Here is a 22,517-nt window from a genome sequence, read left to right as displayed (position 1 = left end):
TTAAAAGGTTAGAATAAACCAAGAACTAAACATATTTCTCTCTTTTTGTTAATTATTGTATTCACGACTCACTTTATCAATACCGTCAATTTGCTTGATATTATCGATTAATCTTTTCAAAATGTTATTGTTTTGAACGATTACGGCTATTTGTCCGTTGAAAATTCCCGCATCGCCACTCAAGGAAATACTTTGGATATTCACATTCATATTATCAGAAATTACTTTGGTCAATTTATTGGTTAATCCAATGGTGTCCATTCCTGTAATATGCAATATCGCTTTAAATTCTTGTTGTGAAGAGTCGATCCACTTGGCTTGCATAATTCGATACGCATAATTCGATTGAAGACTTATGGCGTTTGGACAATCTCTTTTGTGAACTTTAATTCCTTCATTTATAGTGACAAAACCAAAAACTTCGTCACCTGGAATAGGATTGCAACAGGTGGATAATTTGTAATCTAGTTTATCTTGGTCAGATCCAAAAACCAGCATGTCATAATTGCTATTGAGCACTTGTTTGTGAATGTCTTCGCTTGCTGTGCTTGAATTTCTCTTGATTTTATTCTTGAAAAAATTGATAAAAGTGTTGCTTTTTTGGGCAGCGAAGTCTTTTAATTGTTGGTTTTCGATAGCGCCAACTCCCACACGGTAAAACAAATCTAAACTGGTTTTTAATTTAAAATAATTGACCAATTCATTGACTACCGATTCGCTCAAAGTGATTTTTAAGTGTTTGAGTTTTCGGGTAAGTACTTCTTTTCCTTCTTCGGCTATTTTTTTGGTATTTTCGTTTAAAACATTTTTAATTTTAGTTTTTGCCCTAGAAGTCGTTACATAATCAAGCCAGTTCAAAGTGGGTTTTTGATATTGAGAGGTAATAATTTCAATTTGATCGCCACTTTTTAATTCGTGATTCAATGGAACTAATTTCCCGTTGACGCGTGTTCCTCGTGTACGAATTCCAACTTCGGAGTGGATGCTGAAAGCAAAATCTAATGATGTAGCCCCTTTTGGCAGTGATTTTATTTCTCCTTTTGGAGTAAACACAAAGATTTCTTTTGAATATAAATTCATTTTAAAATCTTCTACAAAATCTACCGCATTGGTTTCTGAACTTTCTAAGGCTTCTTTTAAAAGGTTAAGCCAAATGTCTAAACCACTTTCTTCAGATCCGCCTTGTTTGTATTTGTAATGGGCTGCATATCCTTTTTCGGCAATTTCGTCCATTCGTTCGCTTCTTACTTGCACTTCAACCCAGCGACCTTTTGGTCCCATAACTGTGATGTGCAAGGCTTCATAACCCGTGGTTTTTGGAGAAGAAATCCAATCTCTTAATCGGCTAGGACTGGGTCTGTAATGATCGGTTACTATGGAGTAAATTTTCCACGCCAAGAATTTTTCTTCGTGAGGGCTTGATTTGTAAACAATTCGCAAAGCAAATTTGTCATAAACTTCATCAAATCCAACTCCCTGAACTTTCATTTTTCTATAAATAGAATAAATAGATTTGGGTCTTCCTTTAATGATATAATCGAGCTTTTCTGTATCTAATGCTTTTTTTAGAATATCAGAAATATCTTTTATGTAAGCGTCTTGCTCTTCTTTGGTTTCTTTTATTTTACTTACAATGTCGTTGTAGGTTTCTGGTTCGGTATATTTTAAACCTAAATCTTCGAGTTTGTTTTTGATTTTATACAAGCCCAATCGGTGAGCCAAAGGAGCATAAATATATAAGGTTTCGGAGGCAATTTTAATCTGTTTGTGATCTTCCATATTGCCTAAAGTTTGCATATTATGCAGTCTATCGGCAATTTTTATTAGAATCACACGCACATCATCGTGAAGCGTTAAAAGCATTTTTCTGAAATTCTCGGCTTGCATCGAAACGTTCATTTCTTTTTGAACTTTCGAAATTTTGGTCAATCCTTCTACTAGTTGTGCCACTTTGGGATTGAACATTTTTTCAATATCTTCAACCGTTATCGGTGTGTCTTCTACAACATCGTGCATCAAGGCAGCCGCGATGGCAGTGGCTCCCAAACCAATTTCCGAAGCTACAATTTTGGCCACAGCAATAGGATGGAAAAAGTAAGCTTCTCCCGATTTTCTACGCTGATCTTTGTGCGCATCCATAGCTACATCAAAAGCTTTACGAATGAGTTTCTTGTCTTCGGGGCTTAAAGTTTGGTAACTAATTCGAAGTAACTCTTTGTATTCCTGTAATATCGCTTTGTTTTCCTTTTCTAAATCTATTTCTAACATAAAAAAATGGTTGATTTCTTAAAAATAGGCATAACTAATGAGATATGCAAACCGGGATTAAAATTTATCGTGTTTAAAATTATTCTTTAACTCTAACAAAATCTAAATCTTGAAAATCATAACTAAAATCGGTTAAGTCTGAAATCGGTTTCATCTTTAAACCGTTTGATTTTCCGTTTTCATCCATTTCAAATAGTAAGAACGCATCGGCATTGAAGCTTCGTGTATTCCATTTTACAACAAAAGTAGTGTCTTTGTAAAAGAAAACTTCGCCCGCAAGTTGAGGAGAACGAACCGATTTGAAAAATAATTTTCCTTTTTTTTCTGAAAGCTCAATTTTCCCAAACCAATTGTCAACAAAGACACCTGCATAATTTTTTAGGTCAATTTTCTTTTTTTCTTTTAGATTATTGGCAATTGTTGCCCAAACTTCAGAGGTTGTTTTATCCGCTTCGGTGATATTGTCTTTTTCTCTTTTGCTATAAATTTCGACATAATTGGTGTACGGAATGTCGAGATAACTGTCTTTGATGGTATTGGTAATGGCCGTAAAAGCTGCTCCCGATTGCTGATTAGTCAAAACTACAATTCCCAGGTTCAGTTCTGGAAATAAGGTGGTTTGAGTAACAATTCCTTCGAGTCCGCCCGTGTGAGTGACTTGTTTGTAACCTTTAACATCGCTCAAAAACCAACCCAATCCATATCCGCTGAAATGAGTATTATAAGGAGGTCTTGTATTGGCGGGAATGATAGTTTGAAGGCTCCACATTTCGTTTTGCTCTTTTTTTGAAAATAATTGAAATTGCTTTTCTGAGCCATATTTCCCGTTTTGCAATTGCAGAATCATCCATTTGCTCAAATCGTTTACATTCGAATAAATTCCGGCAGCCGCATCGAAAGTTTGGTTTTTATAACGTGAAATTATTTTTAGTTTCCCATCTGTCGGAACGTGTGGCGCAATAATATTGGTGCTATCTTTTAATCGCACAAAAGAAGCTGCACTATGATTCATTTCCAAAGGTTTCATAATGCGTTCTTCGATAAAATTACACCACGATTTTCCACTCACTTTCGCAATGACTTCGCCAGCCACGATGTACAATAAATTGTCGTAATCGTATTTGGTCCTAAAAGCCGAAACAGGTTTTAAATACTTCAAATTGTCGATGATGTCCGTTGCTTTAAAATCGCTTCCGTCTGGCCAAATCATCAAATCGCCTGCGCCAAGTCCCAATCCACTGCGGTGCGTCACCAAATCCCGAATCGTAAATTCATTGGTTACATAGTCGTTGTACATTTTGAAATCAGGAAGATATTGAATCACCTTATCGTCCCAGTTGAGCTTTTTTTCATCGACTAACATCGCCAAAGCTGCAGTGGTAAAAGCCTTGCTGTTTGAAGCAATCCCGAACAAGGTGTTGGCATCCACTTTCTCTTTGGTCAGGATCGATTTTAGTCCGTAGCCTTTAGCAAGAACCACTTTTCCGTCCTTAACAATAGCCACAGCAATTCCAGGTACGTTAAAGCTTTTTAGCGTGTTTTCGACTAATTCATCAACTTGTTTTTCGCTAATTTGTGCGAAAGAATGATAATTAACAAGCAATATTACTAAGGAAATTATTTTTTTCATTTTCATAATTTTTTATTTCTAAAATCACTAATCTATTTCAATAAATCTGAATTCAAAATCGTTAATCTACAATCGAAAATCAAAATCCCCTTTGTCTTTTGGCTTCGTAAATCAAGATGGCAGCGGCAACCGAAACGTTCATACTGTCAATTTCGCCTTGCATTGGGATGATGATGTTTTGTGTGGCGGCATCTCGCCATTCTTGGGTTAGTCCCGTGGCTTCCGTGCCGACAACCAAAGCGGTCGGACTGGTGTAATCTTGGGTATGGTAGGAAGTTGAATTTTGCAAAGTCGCACAAAAAATATTGATGTTTTGATCTTTTAAAAAAGCAATAATTTCGGTCGTGGTTCCCGTGGCGATTTGGTTGGTAAATAAGCAACCCACGCTGGAGCGAACGATATTCGGATTGTATAAATCACTTTTGGGATTGGCAATAATCACGGCATCCAGATTTGCTGCATCGGCGGTGCGTAATAGTGCACCAATATTTCCTGGCTTTTCGGGAGCTTCGGCCACGAGAATCAAAGGGTTTTTGGATAATTTCAAATCCAACAATTGCAGGGATTTCGATTTGGCCACGGCCAAAATGCCTTCGGTGGTATCGCGATACGCCAGTTTTTGATAGACTTCTTTCGAAATTTCGATTAATTCAGCTGTTTTGGAAAGTTTTCTGGGTTCGGTTTCCGAGATTAATTCGGGCAAAAACAAAATCGTTTCCATTTCGTAACCGCCTTTCATCGCAATTTCGATTTCTCTTTTGCCTTCAATCAAGAAAGTGCCGGATTGTTTGCGGGCTTTTGCTTTTTCCTGCAATAGCACCAAGGATTTGATGAATGGATTTTGAACGGAAGTGATTTGTTTCATTTTTTGAAGGTTCTGAGAGACTAAGTTGCAAAGGTACTCAGGTTTTTTTCTTTTGCCACAGATTTCACAGATTTTCACAGATTTTTCGGTGCTATGTTTCAAATCTGAAATCGTTAATCTAAAATCTATAAAATCCCTCTCGCCTTGATTTCCAAATATTTGTTGATGGTGTCCAAAGTCAGGTTTTCGGGTTGGGTGAGGACGGAATAAATGCCGTATTTCTTGAGTTCGTTGACGATTAATCGTTTTTCGAACGAAAATTTCTCTGCAATCACCTTATCATAAACTTCTTGGATGTTTTCGGCTTTTTTGCTGATGAGTTCGTTGAGTTCGGTATTTTGGAAGAAAACCACGACCAACAAATGGTTTTTGGCAATGCCTTTCAGATACGGCAATTGGCGATGCAAACCGTCCATCGTTTCGAAATTGGTGTACAAAACGATCAAACTTCTTTGATTGATGTTTTTCTTGATGTCGGTGTACAAACGGCTGAAATCACTTTCGAAAAAATCGGTTTTGATGTTGTACAAGGTTTCCAGAATTTTGTGCATTTGCGAAGCACGCCTTTCGGCAAAAACACGATTTTCCACTTTTTTCGAAAAGGTCAACATTCCCGCTTTGTCCTGTTTTTTCAAGATGACATTCGATAAAACTAATGTTGCGTTGATAGCATAATCCAGCAAACTCAAGCCGTTGAAAGGCATTTTCATCACGCGACCTTTGTCGATAATCATGTAAACCGATTGCGATTTTTCGTCTTGGAATTGATTGACCATCAAGGCGTTTTTCTTGGCAGTGGCTTTCCAGTTCAAGGTTCGGATGTCGTCGCCTTGATTGTATTCCTTGATTTGCTCAAATTCCATTGTGTGACCAATTCTGCGGATTTTCTTGATGCCGTATTGAAACAAATTGTTAGAAAAAGCCATCAAACTGTATTTTCGCAGCTGAATGTAGGACGGATAAGTCGGCACCATTCGCTCCTTGTCGAATTGGAATCGTCTCGAAATTAGAAATAGGGGCGAAGAAACATACAGATTCAAATTCCCGAAATAATATTCCCCACGCTCGGTGGGACGCAAATAATATTGGATTTCTTTTTCCGAAGAAGCCTTGATTTTTTGCTTGATTTCAAAATTACGAACCTGAAATTGAAAAGGAATTTCGTCAATTATTTTTACCGAAATCGGGAAAGTATAATAGTTTTTGATGCCGACTCTTATTTCGTTTTCATCGCCATTGGACAATTTTTCGGGCATCATTCGACTGCCTTCGATACCGTTTTTGGTAAAAAACAAAATCAGGACATCCAAAACCAAAAAAGTCAACAACATCAACAAAACATACCAAGTGGCGTTGTACAATGCAGGAAATATGAAGGCCAAAACAAATAATCCCACCACGCCCAAAAGCGCATAGAAAAAGAAATTGTTAATGTATAAACTTTTTAATAGTTTCATAGTTTTTGAGTTTGGAACCTTGAAAATTATTTATATTGTTTAAATGTTTTTAAGCATTGTATCATTACCGCCATATTTAATTTTAACTCTTTTGTAGTTGATGCTGATACTGTTAAATGGTAAAAATTATTGTCATTACTTTTTGTGATTAATGTTATAATTTCAACTTCTCCATAATTTCCAGTATTTGATTTTGAATGAATATAATACGACAAATTCTCTAATAGTTTTGTTTTTCCTGATTCAATAAGTTTTAAACTTTTGTTTTTCTGAAAGTTATTTAAAGCCATATTATATTCAGATTCTAAACTTTTATCAATACTAAATCCTTTAGTTTTTTGGATAGAAATTATATTAATATAATTTTCTTTATCTGGTTTAGATATAGCATCAATTCCTAATATTATTTCACTTTTATTTTCGTAATTTTCAACTTTCCAGTTCCAATTTTTTGGTAAGAATAACTCAAATGAACCGTCAGGATATTTAATTTTTTCTTTTGCAAATTTCACGGGGTAATTTTGATACTGCTCAAGTGAGAATTGTCTGCCTGAACATGATGTTAATAAAATTAAGAATACATAGTAGATGTTAATTCTCATTATTCAACTAATTTAATGTTATAATTTTTATGATGATTAAAACTGAGAATTAAACATAAACTATTTTGAAATTTTAATGCATTAATCCAGTTTGGTTTATCACTACCAGTTTTTGTTTTCATAATAACCATTTTCTCCAGTTTTTAAATCTTCAATAATTAATTTTTTCCCAAAACAGAATACGATTTGACATTTAGAATTATCTATTTGTTTAATGTTATTGATAACATCACCAATATGTTTTCCGTTATTATATTTCCAAAATTGTTTTTCTATGTAATAAGGACTATTCAAGTAAAAAATCACCATAGCAAAAATTGTAATTGCTAAATATAAGGTGTTACTATATTTTTTTTTCATAGTGGTTAGATATTTGACAATTTGAGTAAAGGCTTAATATTTTATACTTTGTCAAAGTTCAAAACTTTGACAAAGTGGTCAAATGTTTAATTGTCTTTTTGGGGGCTATTTGTCGTAATAATTATAACGCCTGCTTCTCCAAAACTTCCAAAAATTGCTATTCCTTTTTGTTTATCAATTGCCACAATTTTTTCAATTTCTGCTTTGTTTAATAATAATTTTTGATTTTCTAAATCTTGATATCGAAATGGTTTTCCATCAATTACTACTATTGGTTTATCTGTTATCAAATTTTTTACTGCCATTTTTGATATTGAGTCTGATAGAAATAATTTGTCTTTTCCTTCATCGACGAGTTCATATCTATTTTGAGAATAAATTGAAAAAGATAAAAGAAGAATAATGGTTGAGATTGTTTTTTTCATATTCTTATTTGTTTTATATTAATTTGTGAAAATCCGTTCCATCCGTTTCATCTGTGTGCCATTTTCTACCTCGGAATCTCCACGCTTTCCAATATCTGTTTGATAATTTCAATACTCGTAATGCCTTCCATTTCGCGTTCTGGCGTTACGATGACACGGTGTTGTAACACAGGAATGGCGGCTTCCTTGATGTCTTCCGGCGTCACGAAATCACGTCCTCGGATAGCGGCAAAACCTTTGGCAGCATTCAAGATGGCGATGGAAGCACGAGGCGAAGCACCGAGATACAAAAAGGCGTTTTCGCGGGTGTTGATCACGATTTTGGCAATGTATTCCAACAGGTTTTGCTCAACAATAATTTGTTTGACCAAGGCTTGATAGTGCTTGATTTCCTCCGAAGAAAGCAAGGTTTTGATATTGTCGAGTTTACCTTGGTTTTGGAGTAAATGTTCTCTTTGGATAATCAGGATTTCCTCGTCCATTTTTGGATAATCGATGGAGATTTTGAACAGAAAACGGTCTAATTGCGCTTCCGGCAAACGATAAGTTCCTTCTTGTTCGATAGGGTTTTGGGTGGCAATTACTAAAAAAGGCGTGTCCAAAATATAAGTAGTCCCATCGATAGTGATTTGGCGTTCTTCCATCACTTCAAAAAGGGCGGCTTGGGTTTTTGCCGGAGCACGATTGATTTCGTCAATCAATATCAAGTTCGAAAAAATAGGACCTTTTTTGAATTCGAATTCCGATTTTTTCAAGTCGAAAACCGAGGTTCCCAAAATATCCGAAGGCATTAAATCGGGCGTGAACTGGATTCGGCTGAAGCCAATATTCAAGGTTTTGGACAATAGTTTTGCCGTGATGGTTTTGGCAACACCGGGAACGCCTTCGAGCAAAACGTGACCGTTCGACAAAATGGCAACCAACAATTGGTCAATCATTTTGTTTTGTCCCACGATAACAGTTCCCAGTTCCTGTTTGATGGTGTTGATGCTTTCCAAAAGCGGTTCCAAGTTGATTCGGGATTGAAAATTTACGTTTTCGGTTGAATTTTCGGTGTTGGTTATTTCTTCCATATTTTTGTTTTATTTTTTTTACCACAAATTACACAGATTTTCACAAATTCATCGTTGTTTTGAATTGCACAAATTCCTATTTAGGTAAAAAAAATTTGTGAAAATTTGTGTAATTTGTGGTTTTTATAAATTGTTGATTAGTTAGTCACTTTTTCTATAGCATTATTAATTTGAAGCAAATCGTCTTCAATGCTTATGTAATTGTTTTTTCGATAGGCGTTTATTAACGAGACCACGTTTTGAATATCTTCCAGTTTTTTTCCTGATTTATGGTGCAATTTTTTAATGAAATCATCGTCCAATCTATGGGTTTCCATCAAGTATTCGTTGCGAATTTTTTCGAGAAAATAAATAATTTTTTTATCGATAATGTTGTTGTGATCGCCTTCTTGATAATACAAATTCCCGATGGTTTTGGTAAAATCGACCGTTGTGTTGGCGAGCGGTTTGATAATTGGAACGATTCGTTGTTTTCGTTTGGCATTGAAAAAGATAAACACAAGCATTCCAATCAAGAAAATGTACCAAGCCCATTTTAGCGCGGGTTGACTCAAAATATACCGCATTGGCGAATCCGAAATTATTTCCCCAGTTTGGTCTTTGATATGCCAAAACACTTTTCCTTTCGGGATGTAAGACAAGACTTTTTCGGCATATTCGCGATGATTGCCTTTCAATAAATGAAAATTGGTAAACGCCACGGGTTGCGTATGCAAATAAAATACACCAGTTTTATAGTTCACTTTTATAAAATTGACTCTCGTGCTGTCACCATTTTGATAGCCTAAAACCGTGGTGTTCAACGTGTCGATTTTGGAAAAATAATTATTGTTGACGCCTTCGGTGATTTTGTATTTTTGGTTGCCCAGTTTTTTGTTAGCGACCCAATTGTAAATACTGTCCGAGTATTTGTATTCGCTGTCCATTTTCAGGTTCAAACTGTCCAACAAGGTATTCGGAATCATTTCGGAACTAATAAAAGCATTGTTTCCGTGATTGACAAACGTACAAATTTCGGTAATTGATGCTGCGTCAAAATCTGCCATTTTGGAAATACTTAGAAAAGTTCCTTTTATTCGGTAATCATTCACGAGGGAATCATAATCGTATTTGCTGTCGAAATATTCATAAGGAGTCGTGTTGAATTTCCTGATTTTTTGACCTTTCAAAAGCGACTCAATTTCTTGGTCAAAAACATACATTCCGTAAGGGATTTTGTCTTTGAGGGAAAAGGTTGGTGTCCAATCAATGGGTTTTGGACGATTGCTGTCGATTACAACAATAGCCGCAATGAGCAACACCAAAAGGGCGATGTAGATTTTCAGCGTTTTATCCATTGTTGATTTTTTTTATAGATTTTTCGAAAGCGTTTCTGGCTTTTGTAAAAGTGGCTTCGTCCAATTCGAATTCGCCATACCAAATATTGTTGTACAGATACGACAAATAAGCAAAATCCTCTTTTTGGGCTTCGTCTTTTATTTCATAAAGATAATCCGAGTTGGTTTTTTCGACATCCCATTCTATGATTTGATTGTTGGACATTTTTTTGAGCAACCACAAATAATAATAGCGAATCGTCAATCGTTTTTCATCAGATTTCAGGCTGTTTTGAATGAGTTTTTCGAAATCCACCAAATGCAGGTTTTTCTCGATTTCGTCATAATTGATAATTTTTTTATCGGAGTTTTTACCAAAAATCCATTGCCCTTCTTTGTTCATTAAGGCTTTTACAATCATATAAATTACCACAACAACAATCAGAATTGCGATAACTCTCAATAAAATATCGACAAAATTGGTGGCCGTTTTGTTGTCAGTAAAGCGGAATAAATTTTTAAAGAAATCAGACAACCATTCTTTGAAACGATCCCAAGCATTTTTTTCGGGTGTTTTGAATTCGTAAATGAATTCCTTTTCGGTGTATTTCTTTTTGAAATTTTTGGCAAAAGGTTTCAGTTCGATAGTTGCCGAATCAACAACAATATCTTTTTCGGTGAAAATGATTTTTTCCTTTTTGGCTACAGCCACAGAATCCTGTGCTCCGATATTGGAACAAAAGAAAAAGAATACTATAATTAGGATTTTATTCAAAGTCAGTGCCAATTAAATCGATTTGACTTTTGGTAGAATTATTTTCGTTTTCTTCCTGCAAACTATAATAAATAAGTCCTTGATTGATGAGGATGAAATTGTTAAAAACATAACTCAACAAGACCGAAAACACCATTATTACAGCGACTAGAATTCCCATTGTGGAGAAGATATCTGCTTTTGATGTTTGTGCTTGAATGTCTTGAGTAGAAACAAACATCCAAATCATACTGATTACATATGGAATCATCGTGATAAAACCTTGAATGATTTGGGTCAGCATCATCATCAAAAATGTGGTGCCTACTGTAGTCCAAAATTGTTGTTTGACTAAGCCAAATCCACGAGACAACGCAGTGAAAAAACCAACATTTTTCAAGATATATTCGTAATAAGACAACGTAATCCAAGACATAAAGGCAAACCCTACAATGATAAGCAACGGAATTCCGATAAGTATAAAGCATAGTAAAAAAAGTAAGCCTAAAACGATGAAAGCAATTGGCATTATGATGAACAAACAACCCAGAAAAAACAAAATCATCTTGCCCACATTTACTTTCAAACCGCTAATGATTTCTTGGGTTGAAAAATCAGTATTACCTGTTTTTTCGTAAAGTTTCAAGTAAATGACAGGAAAACTAATGTTGAGCATTGACAAAATGACAATGAGCAGAAGAGTGGCGATGAAACCACCAACAATGAGCGCCATATTGTTGTTGAAATAAGCCATCAGGTAGTTGGGATTGTTCTGCATATTGGTTATTCCGGAGAAAATCAACTCCATATAGACTTTGGAAATAAAATAAATCAAAACCACCAAAATCATCAGGAATATTCCGTTGATGACAAAATAATTTTTGAAATAATGCTTTCCAAAAGTTTTGAAAAAAGTAGTGGTGTCAGAGAAATTGGCGCTTAAATCACGCTTTTTATAGAGTTCGAACATTAGATAGTAGGTATTTTTTTGTGAACAATAAAAGGATAAATCAGGTAATAAAAGGATATGATTGCCAAGGTAAATAAAATAATAAAACTACTTAGCCAGTTGGGCATATCAATAGAATAACGAGTGATAAAACCTTCGAGAAAACCCGCTGCAATCGTGAATGGAACGGTACTCAAAAATATTTTGAAACTGTTTTTGAAGCCAATTTTAAAAGAATTCATTCTCGAATAGGTTTTAGGAAATAGGATAGAAGCACCCAAAATATAACCCGCAGCAGTTTCTATCACGATTCCGAAAATTTCCATTGCACCGTGAATCCATATACCTCGAACGCTTTTCCAGAAAACCCCTTGTTGGAAGAAGAAATATTGAAAAGAACCCAACATAATGGCATTTTGCAACGAAATCAAGAAAGTGCCAATGCCGCCAAAAATTCCAAAAATGTAGCACATCATTCCTACTTTTAGGTTATTGAAAGTAATGCCAATAAAACTGCCCCAATTGCTTCCCGATTTGTAAATAGCCACTGGATTTCCGTCCTTAATGTTCTCTAGCGTTTTATTCACATAGCCGTCGCTAAGAATCAATCGAACAAAATCGGCATCGTATCTGGCAGAAACTGCTCCGATGAGAACAGTTACAAAAAACAGCACAAAAGCGTAAAGTAAATACCTGCGGTAATCGTAAAGAATTAATGGTACTTCGGTTTTGAAGAAATACACCAATCGGTTGCTTTCGGTTCGTTTGGTCTTGTAAATCTTTTGGTAAATCTGTGAAGCTAAATAGTTTAGATAAACTACCGTTTTGCTTTTGGCATAATAAGTTTGGGCATACGACAAATCATTCATTAATTGAATGTATAAATTTGCCATTTCATCAGGATTTTTTTTAGCTTTACCAAAAATAGCTTGTTCAAATTTAAGCCATTTGTCCTTATTCGTTTTTATAAATGCAATTTCTCTCATCGAGTGCTAAAATAAGAAATATGTCAGAATTATCTATAAATACAACACAAAATGTTACAATAAATTTTAAATCAGCTTCTGTCGGCGAGAGAATGTTGGCTAGTTTACTGGATTTCCTAATTAAAGTGGCTTATGTTATTGTAGTTGCTTATGTTTTTTTCAACTTATTAGGGATCTCAAGAATTATGGATAAGTTAGATTTTTGGTCTCAAATGGCGATAGTAATTCTGTTTTTTTTTCCAGTAATGATTTATTCGGTAACACTCGAAAGTATTTTTGAAGGACAAACGATTGGAAAAAAATTAATAAAAATAAAAGTGGTGAAAATTGACGGTTATCAAGCCGGTTTTGGTGATTATCTTATTCGATGGCTTTTTCGTCTTGTCGAAAATAATTTGATGGGTGGATTAATTGGATTGGTTGCGATGTTAGTAAGTAACAAAACGCAGCGAATGGGAGATGTTGCTGCCGGTACAGCTGTCATAACGCTGAAAAATAATATTTCTATCAATAATACGATTCTCGAGGAAATAGGTGATGCATATCAGCCCATTTATCCTTTGGTTATCAAGCTTTCGGATAATGATATGCGAATTATTAAAGACACTTTTTTAATCGCCGAAAAGAAAAACGACACTGAAACCATTTTGAAATTATCTAGAAAAATCGAAGCTGTTACAGGTATAAAAAATCAATCGGGCAATCAAATAGATTTTTTAAGAACTGTTTTGAAAGATTATAATTTTTATACTCAAAACATGTAAAAAGAAGTTTTTTAGAACTTCAATTTAAATTGTTTAATTTCACAATGTCTAAATCAAAATAGTGAAAACATTCTCTGTAAAACAATACCAAAAAAACGATTTTGAAAATTGGAATGCTTTTATTGGCCAAGCCAAAAATGCTACTTTCCTTTTTCATCGTGATTTTATGGAATACCACAACGATAGGTTTGAGGATTATTCTTTGATTGTTTTAGATGGCGAAAAATGGGTAGCGGTACTTCCTGCCAATGTGGTTGGCAATTCAGTTTTCTCGCATCAAGGATTGACTTATGGCGGATTAGTTTATACTGAAAAACTAAAATTAGCCTCTGTAATTGAAATATTCAAAAGTGTTTTATTGTTTTTGAATGAAAATAAAATCGTGAAATTGCATTTAAAATTAATCCCATCTATTTATAATCAAAAGCCAGCCGAGGAATTGAATTATGCTTTGTTTTTGACAGAAGCCCAACTAATTCGAAGAGATACTTTGGCAGTTATTGATTTTTCGCAGCAAAATAGTTGGTCAAAATTGAGAAAAAGAAGCATTCAAAAAGGGATTTCGAATGATTTTTCGATAAAAGAAGTAAATGATTTTGAGAAATTTTGGGATGAGATATTAATTCCAAATTTAGAACAAAAACACCAAGCAAAACCCGTTCATAGTTTGGAAGAAATTACCAAATTAAAAGTTTTGTTTCCTAAAAATATTAGGCAATTTAATGTTTATGAAGGAGGAACTATTATTGCTGGAACTACCATTTTTGAAACTTCAACGGTGGCTCATTGTCAGTATATTTCAGGTAGAGAAGATAAAAACGAATTGGGAGGATTGGATGTATTATTTCAACATTTGATTTCAGATATTTTCAAACACAAACGCTTTTTTGACTTTGGAATTTCTAACGAAAATCAAGGACGAAAACTTAATAATGGTTTGTCGTATTGGAAAGAAAGTTTTGGTGCAAGTACTATTGTTCAGGATTTTTATGAAGTGGAAACAGTAAATTATAAATTATTAGGCAACGTTTTAAAATGATAAAATTCCTCGATTTAAAAAAAATAAACCAACGGTATGAAGCTGAATTTCAAGATAAATTGAAATCGGTTTTAGAAGGTGGTTGGTATATTTTGGGTAATGAAGTCGCTGCATTTGAAAGTGATTTTGCCAACTATTGCGGGACGAAACATTGCATAGGAGTAGGCAATGGTTTTGATGCTTTGGTTTTGATATTCAAAGGCTATATCCAATTGGGGAAATTGCAAAAAGGAGACGAAGTGATTGTTCCTGCCAATACTTATATCGCCAGTATTTTGGCTATTATGCAGGCCGATTTGGTGCCTGTTTTGGTCGAACCCAAGTTGGAAACTTATAACATTAATCCTGATTTGATTCTTGAAAAAATCACAGCCAAAACTAAGGCTATTCTAGTGGTTCATTTGTATGGACAGTTGGCCGAAATGGATGCAATTAATGAAATTGCTCAACTAAAAAAAATGATTGTTGTTGAAGACGCCGCTCAAGCGCACGGAGCAACTAGCAGTCAGCAGTTGGCAGTGAGCAGTGAGCAGTCAGCAATCGCTTACAGTTTTTACCCAGGAAAAAATTTAGGTGCTTTGGGCGATGGAGGAGCTGTTGTTACTAATGATGCTGAATTAGCAAAAGTTATTCAGTCACTAAGAAATTATGGTTCGGAAGCCAAATATCAAAATGAATTTATTGGTGTAAACTCCAGATTAGATGAATTGCAAGCCGCTTTTTTAAACGTAAAATTACCTAAATTAGATGCTGAAAATTCGATTCGAAAATCTATTGCTAAACGCTATTTGACTGAAATAAAAAACAATAAAATTACTTTGCCATTTTGGGATTTGTCCGACAATCATGTGTTTCATTTGTTTGTCATTCGAACCCCAAAAAGGAATGAATTGCAACAGTATTTATTAGAAAACGGCATTCAAACGATGATTCATTATCCGATTCCGCCACATAAGCAAAAAGCTTTTGAATCTTGGAGTAATTTGTCTTTTCCAATTACCGAAAAAATTCACGAGGAAGTCTTGAGTTTGCCCATAAGTCCAGTATTGACTATGGATGAGGCGGATTTTGTAATTTCAATTTTAAATCAGTATTAAATTGGAATTTATCAAAAAAATTACCCAAACTAATTTATTTAAGATCACTTCTTTAAATAGTGTAAGTGTTCTAATCAAAATTGGTATTGGATTGGTAACTTCAAAATTATTGGCTGTTTTTGTGGGTCCAAGTGGAATGGCCTTGGTTGGGAATTTAAGAAATTTTTCAACTTCATTAGAAAGTATTTCAACTCTTGGTTTTCAAAACGGAATTGTCAAATATGTTGCAGAAAGCAAAGAAGATAAGCATCAACTTCAGAAAACGATATCTACTATTTTTATTAGTTTGTTAGTAATTGCAATGCTGTTGAGTAGCATTTTGTATTTTTTTGCTGCCTTTTGGAACCAACAAATTTTTGGAACAAATTATGAATATGAAATAGTTATTAGGGCAATGGCATTAGCTCTGCCATGGTTTGCTATTGCTGTTTTTTTACTTGCCGTAATTAATGGTTTGGGAAAATTTAAAGAAGTTATTTGGATTAATATTGTTGGAAATATAATAGGATTACTGGTTTCAATTGGAATGATTTTGCAATATAAAACTTTGGGAGCCTTACTTTCTATTGTGATTACACCAGCTTTATTGTTTTTTGTGACTTATTATTTTATTTCCAAAGAGTTTCATTTCTCAAAATTCATTCAATATAAATCTTATGATTTTCATGTAATTAAGAATCTATCTTCTTATTCGCTTATGGCATTGGTTTCTTCCGTTTTGGGGCCTTTGGTTTTTTTGGACATTCGGAAAAATGTAATTGTAGTTCTTGGGATACAAGAAGCTGGTTTTTGGGAAACAATGTCCCGAATTTCAACCTATTATATGATGTTTGTTTCCACTATATTGACGGTTTATTTTTTGCCAAAATTGGCTGTTGCCAAAGATAATTTAGAAACAAAAAAAGTCTTTTGGAGCTTTTACAAAAACATTCTACCACTTTTTGCAATTGGATTAGTACTGATTTATTTTTCAAGAACACTACTTATAAAATTGCTTTTTACAAGCGAATTTCTCCCCGTTACAGACTTGTTTTTATGGCAATTATTTGGTGATGTTTTGAAGGTAGCAGCAATGATTTTAGGCTATCAGTTTTATGCCAAAAAAATGACCTTGGCTTTTATTATTTCGGAAATGGCGTCGCTAGCTGTTTTGTATTTTTCTAGCATTTATTTGATTGCTATTTGTGGAATTCAAGGAATTGTTATGGCCCAAGCCTTAGATAATTTTATTTATTTCTTGGTATTGGCTATCTATTTTCGTAAAAGTTTATTTTGAATTTTTAGTTCCTATTTTTCGAATAGATTAATTAATGGGAATCTTATTTGAATTCGCACAGAAAATAGGTATTTTTGAAAAAAAATAAAAATGATTCCACTATATTTTGATCCAGGTACTGGAGCTTTGATTGTACAATTTTTGGCAGCAGCAGTTGCTGGTATTTTGTTGTTTTACAGGACTGTATTGCATAAGATAAAATCTATTTTCGGTATTAAAAACAAAGAAGAAGATGATTTTATGGATGAAACTGATAACTCGGAAGACACTAAATAAATGGAATCTAAACGAAATACTTCGTCTTTTAGAGATCCGTCGGGTTATGTTTTTATCGAGGATGACAGCGTTAAAAGAGTTGTAAATCACATCTATTTTGAGCAGTACAATCAATTAACTTCTAGTGGTTTTTATCAACTTCTTTTCGATAAAAAATATTTAGTTTCTCATCAAGAAGTTTCTAGAACAGACTCAGAAATTATTATCGAAGCATCCAAGATTCCTTTTATAAATTATCCTTATGAATGGAGTTTTTTGCAATACAAACACGCCGCTTTACTGACTTTGAAGATTCAGAAATTGTGTTTAGAAAATAATTTTACGCTGAAAGATGCTTCAGCTTTTAATATTACTTTTCACGAAGGGAAACCCATTTTTATAGATACTTTATCTTTCGATTTTTATCAGGAAAACAATCCTTGGTTGGCTTATAAGCAATTTGTAATGCATTTTTTAGGCCCTTTGGTTTTGACAAAATATTTTGGTCAAGATCATCTCAAAACTTTGGCTTTGCATCTTGAAGGCATTTCGTTGCAAAAACTATCCAATTTATTGCCTTTAAAAAGTTATTGGAGTCCAATATTGTTGACTAATATTCATTTGTTGGCCAAATACGATAAGAAATATGAATCGGATAAAAAGAAGGTAAACAACAATTTATCAAAAGCTTCTCAAATCAAATTATTGGACGGATTGTATGATTATATTCTGAATTTATCCGTAAATGAAAAGACAGAATGGGATCATTATTACAATCAAATCAATTATAATGAGGTTGCTTATCAAGTCAAGAAAGAGTTTGTCAAAGATTGGTTTAGCTCAATAAAGGGGAAATCCTTAATTGATATTGGAGGCAATGATGGTACTTTTTCGAGAGAATTAAAGGAACTTGCTGATTTTATGATTGTTGCTGATGTTGATGCCAATGCTGTAGAGCAGAATTATAAACAAATTTTAAAAAACAAAGAAAAATCCATTCTTCCCATTGTTGTTGATGTTTTAAATCCAGTGGCAAATTACGGTTTTAATAATCAAGAGCGTTTTTCCTTTATTGATCGAGTAGAAGAGGCAAATTTGGATGCTGGTTTGGCTTTGGCGGTGATTCATCATATTACATTGTCTGGAAATATTCCCTTCTCTTTATCAGCACAGTTTTTCTCCAAAATGGCACCCAATTTATTAATTGAATTCCCAACAAGAGCTGATTCTTGGGTACAGTTTTTATTGGATAGCAAAAGAGAATTCAAAAGCCATTTTGATTTTTATAATGAAGAGAATTTCGAAAATGAATATGCTGTTTATTTTGAAATTGTTCACAAAGTAAAAATTGATTCTTCAGAAAGAATTTTATACAGTTTAAAACGACGATAAATGAATTTGAAAATAAAAGACAAATTAAATTATTTTTTGAAAAATGATGCGGATTATCCTATTTTAGCGGGGTTTAGTGTCGGGTTTTATGCGATGGTTTTTTATTTTTCCAACAATTTCGATTTAGTCAATTCTTGGGAGCAGACCTTATTTTTTTTATTTTACTATATAATTGTATCTGTTGGAGTTGTTTTCGTTATTTCGAAAATAATAGAAAAAAGTAAGTATAATAGCTTTGTTTCGCAAGCTATTTTTGTTTCGATGCTATTGCTATTACCGATTTATTTGTTTGGAATTTCAAACATTTTGGATTCCAATAAAAAAATGGGTTTAGTATTGATTCTAATTTTGTCCTTGTTCATTTTTAAAATAAAAAATTACAAATATTGTATTGTTCTCTTGTTTTTGATGTCGGTTATTCCGGTTATTAAATTGGGAAAAATAATTTACTTAAATTATACCAATTCAACAGAATGGAAGCTTCAACCCGATGCTATTTTAAAAGCCGAATTCAAAAAAAAACCAAATATTTATTACATTCAACCAGATGGTTATGCTGGAGAAGTAAATTTGAAAGGGAATTTATATCGTTATGACAATTCCGCATTCGATACTTTTTTGAAAGAGAAAAAATTTACTTTATATCCAAATTATCGCAGTAATTACGAATCGACTTTGTTTTCTAATTCGTCTTGTTTTTTTATGAAACATCATTTTTCGAATGAATTTTCGAAATTTAAGTATGCCAGAGATTTGATTATTGGCGAAAATCCAGTGCTTAAAATCTTAAAGAATAATAATTACAAAACATTTTTTATAACCGAAAGGCCTTATTTATTGATGAATAGACCTGAAGTTTTTTATGATTATTGTAATTTTAAAGTGGGTGAACTTCCTTATTTAAGTGATGGTTGGTCTGATTTTAGAGAAATTACAAACACTATTAAAACACAAATCATAAACAATAAAGATACAAATAATTTTTTCTTTATCGAAAAATTTAAGCCGGGTCATATTGCAACTTATAAATTCGCTGGAACTAACAAAGAAAAAGAAAGAATAAAATATATTGAAAGTATTGAAGAGGCAAACCAATGGTTGCAGCAAATAATTGTTTTTATCGAAGCAAAAGATCCAGGAGCTATGATAATTATTGGTGCTGACCACGGTGGATTTGTTGGTTTTGATTATGCTTTAGAAGCTCAAAAAAAAGTGACTGACTCCATGTTAATTCAATCAATTTTCGGAGCCAAATTAGCTATAAAGTGGAATAATGTGCAACATTCAGAATATGATTCTAAATTAAAAACTCCTGTGAATTTATTTAGAACCGTTTTCTCTTTTTTGAGTGAGGATAAAAACTTATTGAATCATTTGCAGCCTGATGCAAGTTACAATTGCTATGATCCTACAGATTTTACAAAAGTGTATAAGGCTATTGATGAAAACGGAAGTACAGCTAAATTTTAAAAAGCAAGACCCAATAATGAGCTTAACGAGTTTGTTTAGAGGGTTAAGTATCAATACTAGTAATTATGTTGTCAAAGATTTTAAATAGCACTTTATTAGCCAAGATTAATAGTAAGGAAATCAAAATACTTGTTGTTTTTGGATTATTATATCGTATTATTTTTTCTGTTTTTTACTTTCATATAACAATTTATCCTGACTCTGAAGGGTATCTTTTTCTGAGTCAAAAGATTTTAAGTTTTAATTTAAGCCACTACAATGGCGAAAGAAGTTTAGGTTATCCATTGTTGATTTCTTTTGCTTTCGGTTCAACCATAATAACCCTTTTATATCAATTCATTTTAGGGATTATTACTTCAATTTACTGGTACAAAACGCTAATCAATTTGAAGTTTTCTTCAAAAAAAGCACTTTGTGTTACTCTTTTTCTTCAAAGCTTTATTAATGTTTACTTTTATGAAACTGCTATTCTTGTAGAATCTTTAAGCTTGTTTTTTATTTCAGTAATTGTCTTTATGCTAACTGATAATTATTTTGAAAACAGAAGTTTGAAAAATGATTTTTTAATAGGTTTCTTAATTGCTTATTTAGTTGCTATAAAGCCATTTTATATCTATATTCCCTTTGTAATTTATTTGTTTGTTATTTTAAAAAACCACAATTTAAAAAGGCTAATATTTAATAAAATTGTTATTTTGATTTTGCCATTAATTATGTTTTTCGGCTGGTCCTATGTTAATAAAATAAATACTGGACATTTTGTTTCAACAACTTTTTTTGGACTTAATCTTTCTCAAAATTGTGTTTATTTTGCTGAAAAAGCTCCAAAAGAGTTCGATTGGATTGCTAAACCATACGTAAAATATAGGGAAATGGCAATTAAGCAAGATAAAGATGTGGCTATGTCAATTTGGTTTGCAAGAAAACATGGTGCTTTTGCTTCTTATAACTTGAAATTGTGTGATTTGTCAAGTGAATTGGGGGACTTTGCTAAAGAAACCATTAGGAACAACCCAATTGATTATTTAAAACAAGTTTTTACTCGTTCATGGTTTGATTTTTGGAAACCTTCAATTTATTGGAATTTCGACAAATTTAATTTTGAATATGCAAAGAAAATTGTTCTGCTCATTTGGTATATTCAAGTTCCAATTACTGTTTTTTTTAAATTCACTTTTGTATTGCTTATTCCAATTTTATCCTATTTTGCATTTAAAAGAAGAGAGATTTCAATTGAATTTATAGTGTCAATAATTGTTTTTTCTGGTTCTATTTTGCAGGGTCTCGCTACTTATGGAACAAATAATAGATTTAGTTTCCCATTTGAATTTATTATGATACTTGTTGTAATATCATTTTTTAAGAGGGAAATTTATTTTTCCAAACATTTAAATACATTTCGGCAATTTTTAAATAATTATGCTCTTTTTCGATAAAGGTTCTTGCACGATTTCCAATGGCAATTATTTCTTCGGGATTTTCAATTAAAAAAGACAATTCTGTTACTAAATAATCTACATCAGGCAAGGCATTTATCGCCACTTTCTCGGTTAAATTATATTGTTCCTCAAATTCTTTTTCAGCTCCTGTAAAAACAACTTTTCCTTTTGCCATCGCTTCCAGAGCATTGTAACCCTGATCATAACTATACACTTGGTCTAGCAAAATATGTGCTTTGTTGTAAGCCTCAATGTATTGTTCGTAAGGAATACTTCTGGTGATGATGATTTCGATTTGGTTGAGATATTTTTTTTTAATTATTTCTAGTGCTTTTTCAAAAAATACACTTCCTTTTTTTACAGCACTACTTTCGTTTATTCCTAGAAAAATAATGATTTTATCATTAATTAGTAACTGTTTATATTCTATTTTGTCCTTGTTTATTGGGTTTGGAATAAACTGCGAATGAAATCCCATAGCTTCCATAGGTAGTTTATAATCCAAGTCGGAAGTGATAATTGAGGATGTTCTTGTGGTTATAAAATCGAATGTTTTTCTATAATTGGGTTGTACATATTTTAGAGTATAGTTGTAACTCTTTTCTAATTTTGGATCTGAAAGCAAAGGATTTAAGATAGAGTATTTCATTTCTTTTTTTAATAAATATTCTATAATTGGCGTTTCTTCTCCACAAATTAACAGGCTTATTTTTTTGTTTTGAGAAAAGAGTTTTTTTAGTAAATATCGAGAAGCAAAAGGGTAGGTTTCTATGGCATCCGAATTGATTAATTGTACAATATCGTAGTTTTTTAATTTGGGTAATAAAAAATAGAAACGAATTCCTTTTTCTAATAATTGTAAATCACTTTTGAATACTCTAAAAAATACTTTATTAAGGAATTTTAGTAGAGAAAAGGAAGAAATAATTTTTGGAGCTATAGAAAAATCTACAGGAAATTCTTTGAAGTCATCTCCGCTTCCAATAATACTAACTTTTTGATTTAGTGATAATAAGCCTTCCTTTAATGAATTGTGTAACCTGCTGAATTCGCCAACTAAAAGTATTTTCATTTTTTTGATAGAAATATTTATATTTACG

At 32.9% G+C, this 22,517-nt stretch carries 21 protein-coding genes; 8 read left to right on the top strand and 13 right to left on the bottom strand.

The features are described from left to right. Positions 1–48: 48 nt before the first annotated feature. From C3L50_RS00905 to C3L50_RS00850, 12 genes are all read right to left on the bottom strand, one after another. On the bottom strand, positions 49–2,268 hold the full coding sequence (locus C3L50_RS00905; RefSeq protein ID WP_103804109.1) for a RelA/SpoT family protein: 2,220 nt from the start codon (positions 2,266–2,268) through the stop codon (positions 49–51). A 79-nt stretch (positions 2,269–2,347) separates the two neighbouring features. After that, positions 2,348–3,898 (bottom strand): serine hydrolase, encoded by a 1,551-nt coding sequence (locus C3L50_RS00900; protein WP_103804657.1) that lies wholly within the window; start codon positions 3,896–3,898, stop codon positions 2,348–2,350. A 79-nt stretch (positions 3,899–3,977) separates the two neighbouring features. After that, positions 3,978–4,763: a TrmH family RNA methyltransferase gene (locus tag C3L50_RS00895; RefSeq protein WP_103804108.1), complete on the bottom strand. Its 786-nt coding sequence runs from the start codon at positions 4,761–4,763 to the stop codon at positions 3,978–3,980. Between the two features lie 125 nt (positions 4,764–4,888). Beyond that, a complete protein-coding gene (locus C3L50_RS00890; RefSeq protein WP_103804106.1) occupies positions 4,889–6,220 on the bottom strand; it encodes a DUF58 domain-containing protein in 1,332 nt (443 codons plus the stop codon). Between the two features lie 26 nt (positions 6,221–6,246). Then, positions 6,247–6,822 carry a hypothetical protein gene (locus tag C3L50_RS00885; RefSeq protein ID WP_133158834.1) on the bottom strand — a complete coding sequence of 192 codons (576 nt, stop codon included), beginning with the start codon at positions 6,820–6,822 and terminating at the stop codon, positions 6,247–6,249. 102 nt (positions 6,823–6,924) lie between these two features. Beyond that, positions 6,925–7,182 (bottom strand): hypothetical protein, encoded by a 258-nt coding sequence (locus tag C3L50_RS00880; protein WP_103804103.1) that lies wholly within the window; start codon positions 7,180–7,182, stop codon positions 6,925–6,927. An 86-nt stretch (positions 7,183–7,268) separates the two neighbouring features. Beyond that, a complete protein-coding gene (locus C3L50_RS00875) occupies positions 7,269–7,607 on the bottom strand; it encodes a hypothetical protein (RefSeq protein ID WP_103804102.1) in 339 nt (112 codons plus the stop codon). A 65-nt stretch (positions 7,608–7,672) separates the two neighbouring features. Next, positions 7,673–8,680: an AAA family ATPase gene (locus C3L50_RS00870; protein WP_103804101.1), complete on the bottom strand. Its 1,008-nt coding sequence runs from the start codon at positions 8,678–8,680 to the stop codon at positions 7,673–7,675. Between the two features lie 137 nt (positions 8,681–8,817). Then, the gene (locus C3L50_RS00865; protein ID WP_103804099.1) at positions 8,818–10,017 is read right to left on the bottom strand and encodes a hypothetical protein; all 1,200 of its coding nucleotides are present in this window, start codon (positions 10,015–10,017) and stop codon (positions 8,818–8,820) included. Continuing rightward, a complete protein-coding gene (locus C3L50_RS00860; protein WP_103804098.1) occupies positions 10,010–10,771 on the bottom strand; it encodes a DUF4129 domain-containing protein in 762 nt (253 codons plus the stop codon). The genes C3L50_RS00865 and C3L50_RS00860 overlap by 8 nt, the downstream gene beginning before the upstream one ends. Then, on the bottom strand, positions 10,764–11,720 hold the full coding sequence (locus C3L50_RS00855; RefSeq protein ID WP_103804096.1) for a hypothetical protein: 957 nt from the start codon (positions 11,718–11,720) through the stop codon (positions 10,764–10,766). The genes C3L50_RS00860 and C3L50_RS00855 overlap by 8 nt, the downstream gene beginning before the upstream one ends. Beyond that, complete coding sequence (locus C3L50_RS00850) at positions 11,720–12,685, bottom strand: stage II sporulation protein M (protein WP_103804095.1); 966 nt, start codon at positions 12,683–12,685, stop codon at positions 11,720–11,722. The genes C3L50_RS00855 and C3L50_RS00850 overlap by 1 nt, the downstream gene beginning before the upstream one ends. A 20-nt stretch (positions 12,686–12,705) precedes the next feature. On the opposite strand from C3L50_RS00850, the gene C3L50_RS00845 reads away from it, so the two are divergent. From C3L50_RS00845 to C3L50_RS00810, 8 genes are all read left to right on the top strand, one after another. Next, positions 12,706–13,449 carry an RDD family protein gene (locus tag C3L50_RS00845; RefSeq protein ID WP_103804656.1) on the top strand — a complete coding sequence of 248 codons (744 nt, stop codon included), beginning with the start codon at positions 12,706–12,708 and terminating at the stop codon, positions 13,447–13,449. Positions 13,450–13,510: 61 nt separating this feature from the next. Then, positions 13,511–14,488 (top strand): GNAT family N-acetyltransferase, encoded by a 978-nt coding sequence (locus C3L50_RS00840; RefSeq protein ID WP_103804093.1) that lies wholly within the window; start codon positions 13,511–13,513, stop codon positions 14,486–14,488. After that, entirely contained in the window at positions 14,485–15,585 is a 1,101-nt protein-coding gene (locus tag C3L50_RS00835; RefSeq protein ID WP_103804092.1) for a DegT/DnrJ/EryC1/StrS family aminotransferase, read from the top strand. The genes C3L50_RS00840 and C3L50_RS00835 overlap by 4 nt, the downstream gene beginning before the upstream one ends. A gap of 1 nt (position 15,586) precedes the next feature. Then, a complete protein-coding gene (locus tag C3L50_RS00830; RefSeq protein ID WP_103804090.1) occupies positions 15,587–16,861 on the top strand; it encodes an O-antigen translocase in 1,275 nt (424 codons plus the stop codon). 90 nt (positions 16,862–16,951) lie between these two features. Next, complete coding sequence (locus C3L50_RS00825) at positions 16,952–17,137, top strand: hypothetical protein (protein ID WP_103804088.1); 186 nt, start codon at positions 16,952–16,954, stop codon at positions 17,135–17,137. Further along, complete coding sequence (locus tag C3L50_RS00820; RefSeq protein WP_103804086.1) at positions 17,138–18,508, top strand: class I SAM-dependent methyltransferase; 1,371 nt, start codon at positions 17,138–17,140, stop codon at positions 18,506–18,508. After that, a complete protein-coding gene (locus C3L50_RS00815; RefSeq protein ID WP_103804085.1) occupies positions 18,509–19,978 on the top strand; it encodes a serpentine receptor domain-containing protein in 1,470 nt (489 codons plus the stop codon). It begins immediately after the preceding gene. Positions 19,979–20,043: 65 nt separating this feature from the next. Continuing rightward, entirely contained in the window at positions 20,044–21,414 is a 1,371-nt protein-coding gene (locus C3L50_RS00810; RefSeq protein WP_103804083.1) for a hypothetical protein, read from the top strand. On the opposite strand, the gene C3L50_RS00805 is transcribed toward C3L50_RS00810, so the two are convergent. Further along, positions 21,338–22,489 carry a glycosyltransferase gene (locus C3L50_RS00805; protein ID WP_103804082.1) on the bottom strand — a complete coding sequence of 384 codons (1,152 nt, stop codon included), beginning with the start codon at positions 22,487–22,489 and terminating at the stop codon, positions 21,338–21,340. The two genes, C3L50_RS00810 and C3L50_RS00805, sit on opposite strands and share 77 nt — an antisense overlap. Between the last annotated feature and the right edge of the window lie 28 nt (positions 22,490–22,517).

This window comes from Flavobacterium alvei, from assembly GCF_002920895.1.
GTDB classification, from domain to species: Bacteria; Bacteroidota; Bacteroidia; order Flavobacteriales; family Flavobacteriaceae; genus Flavobacterium; species Flavobacterium alvei.
Note: the sequence above shows the minus strand (reverse complement) of the source record. Positions and strands in the feature narration are given on the sequence as shown.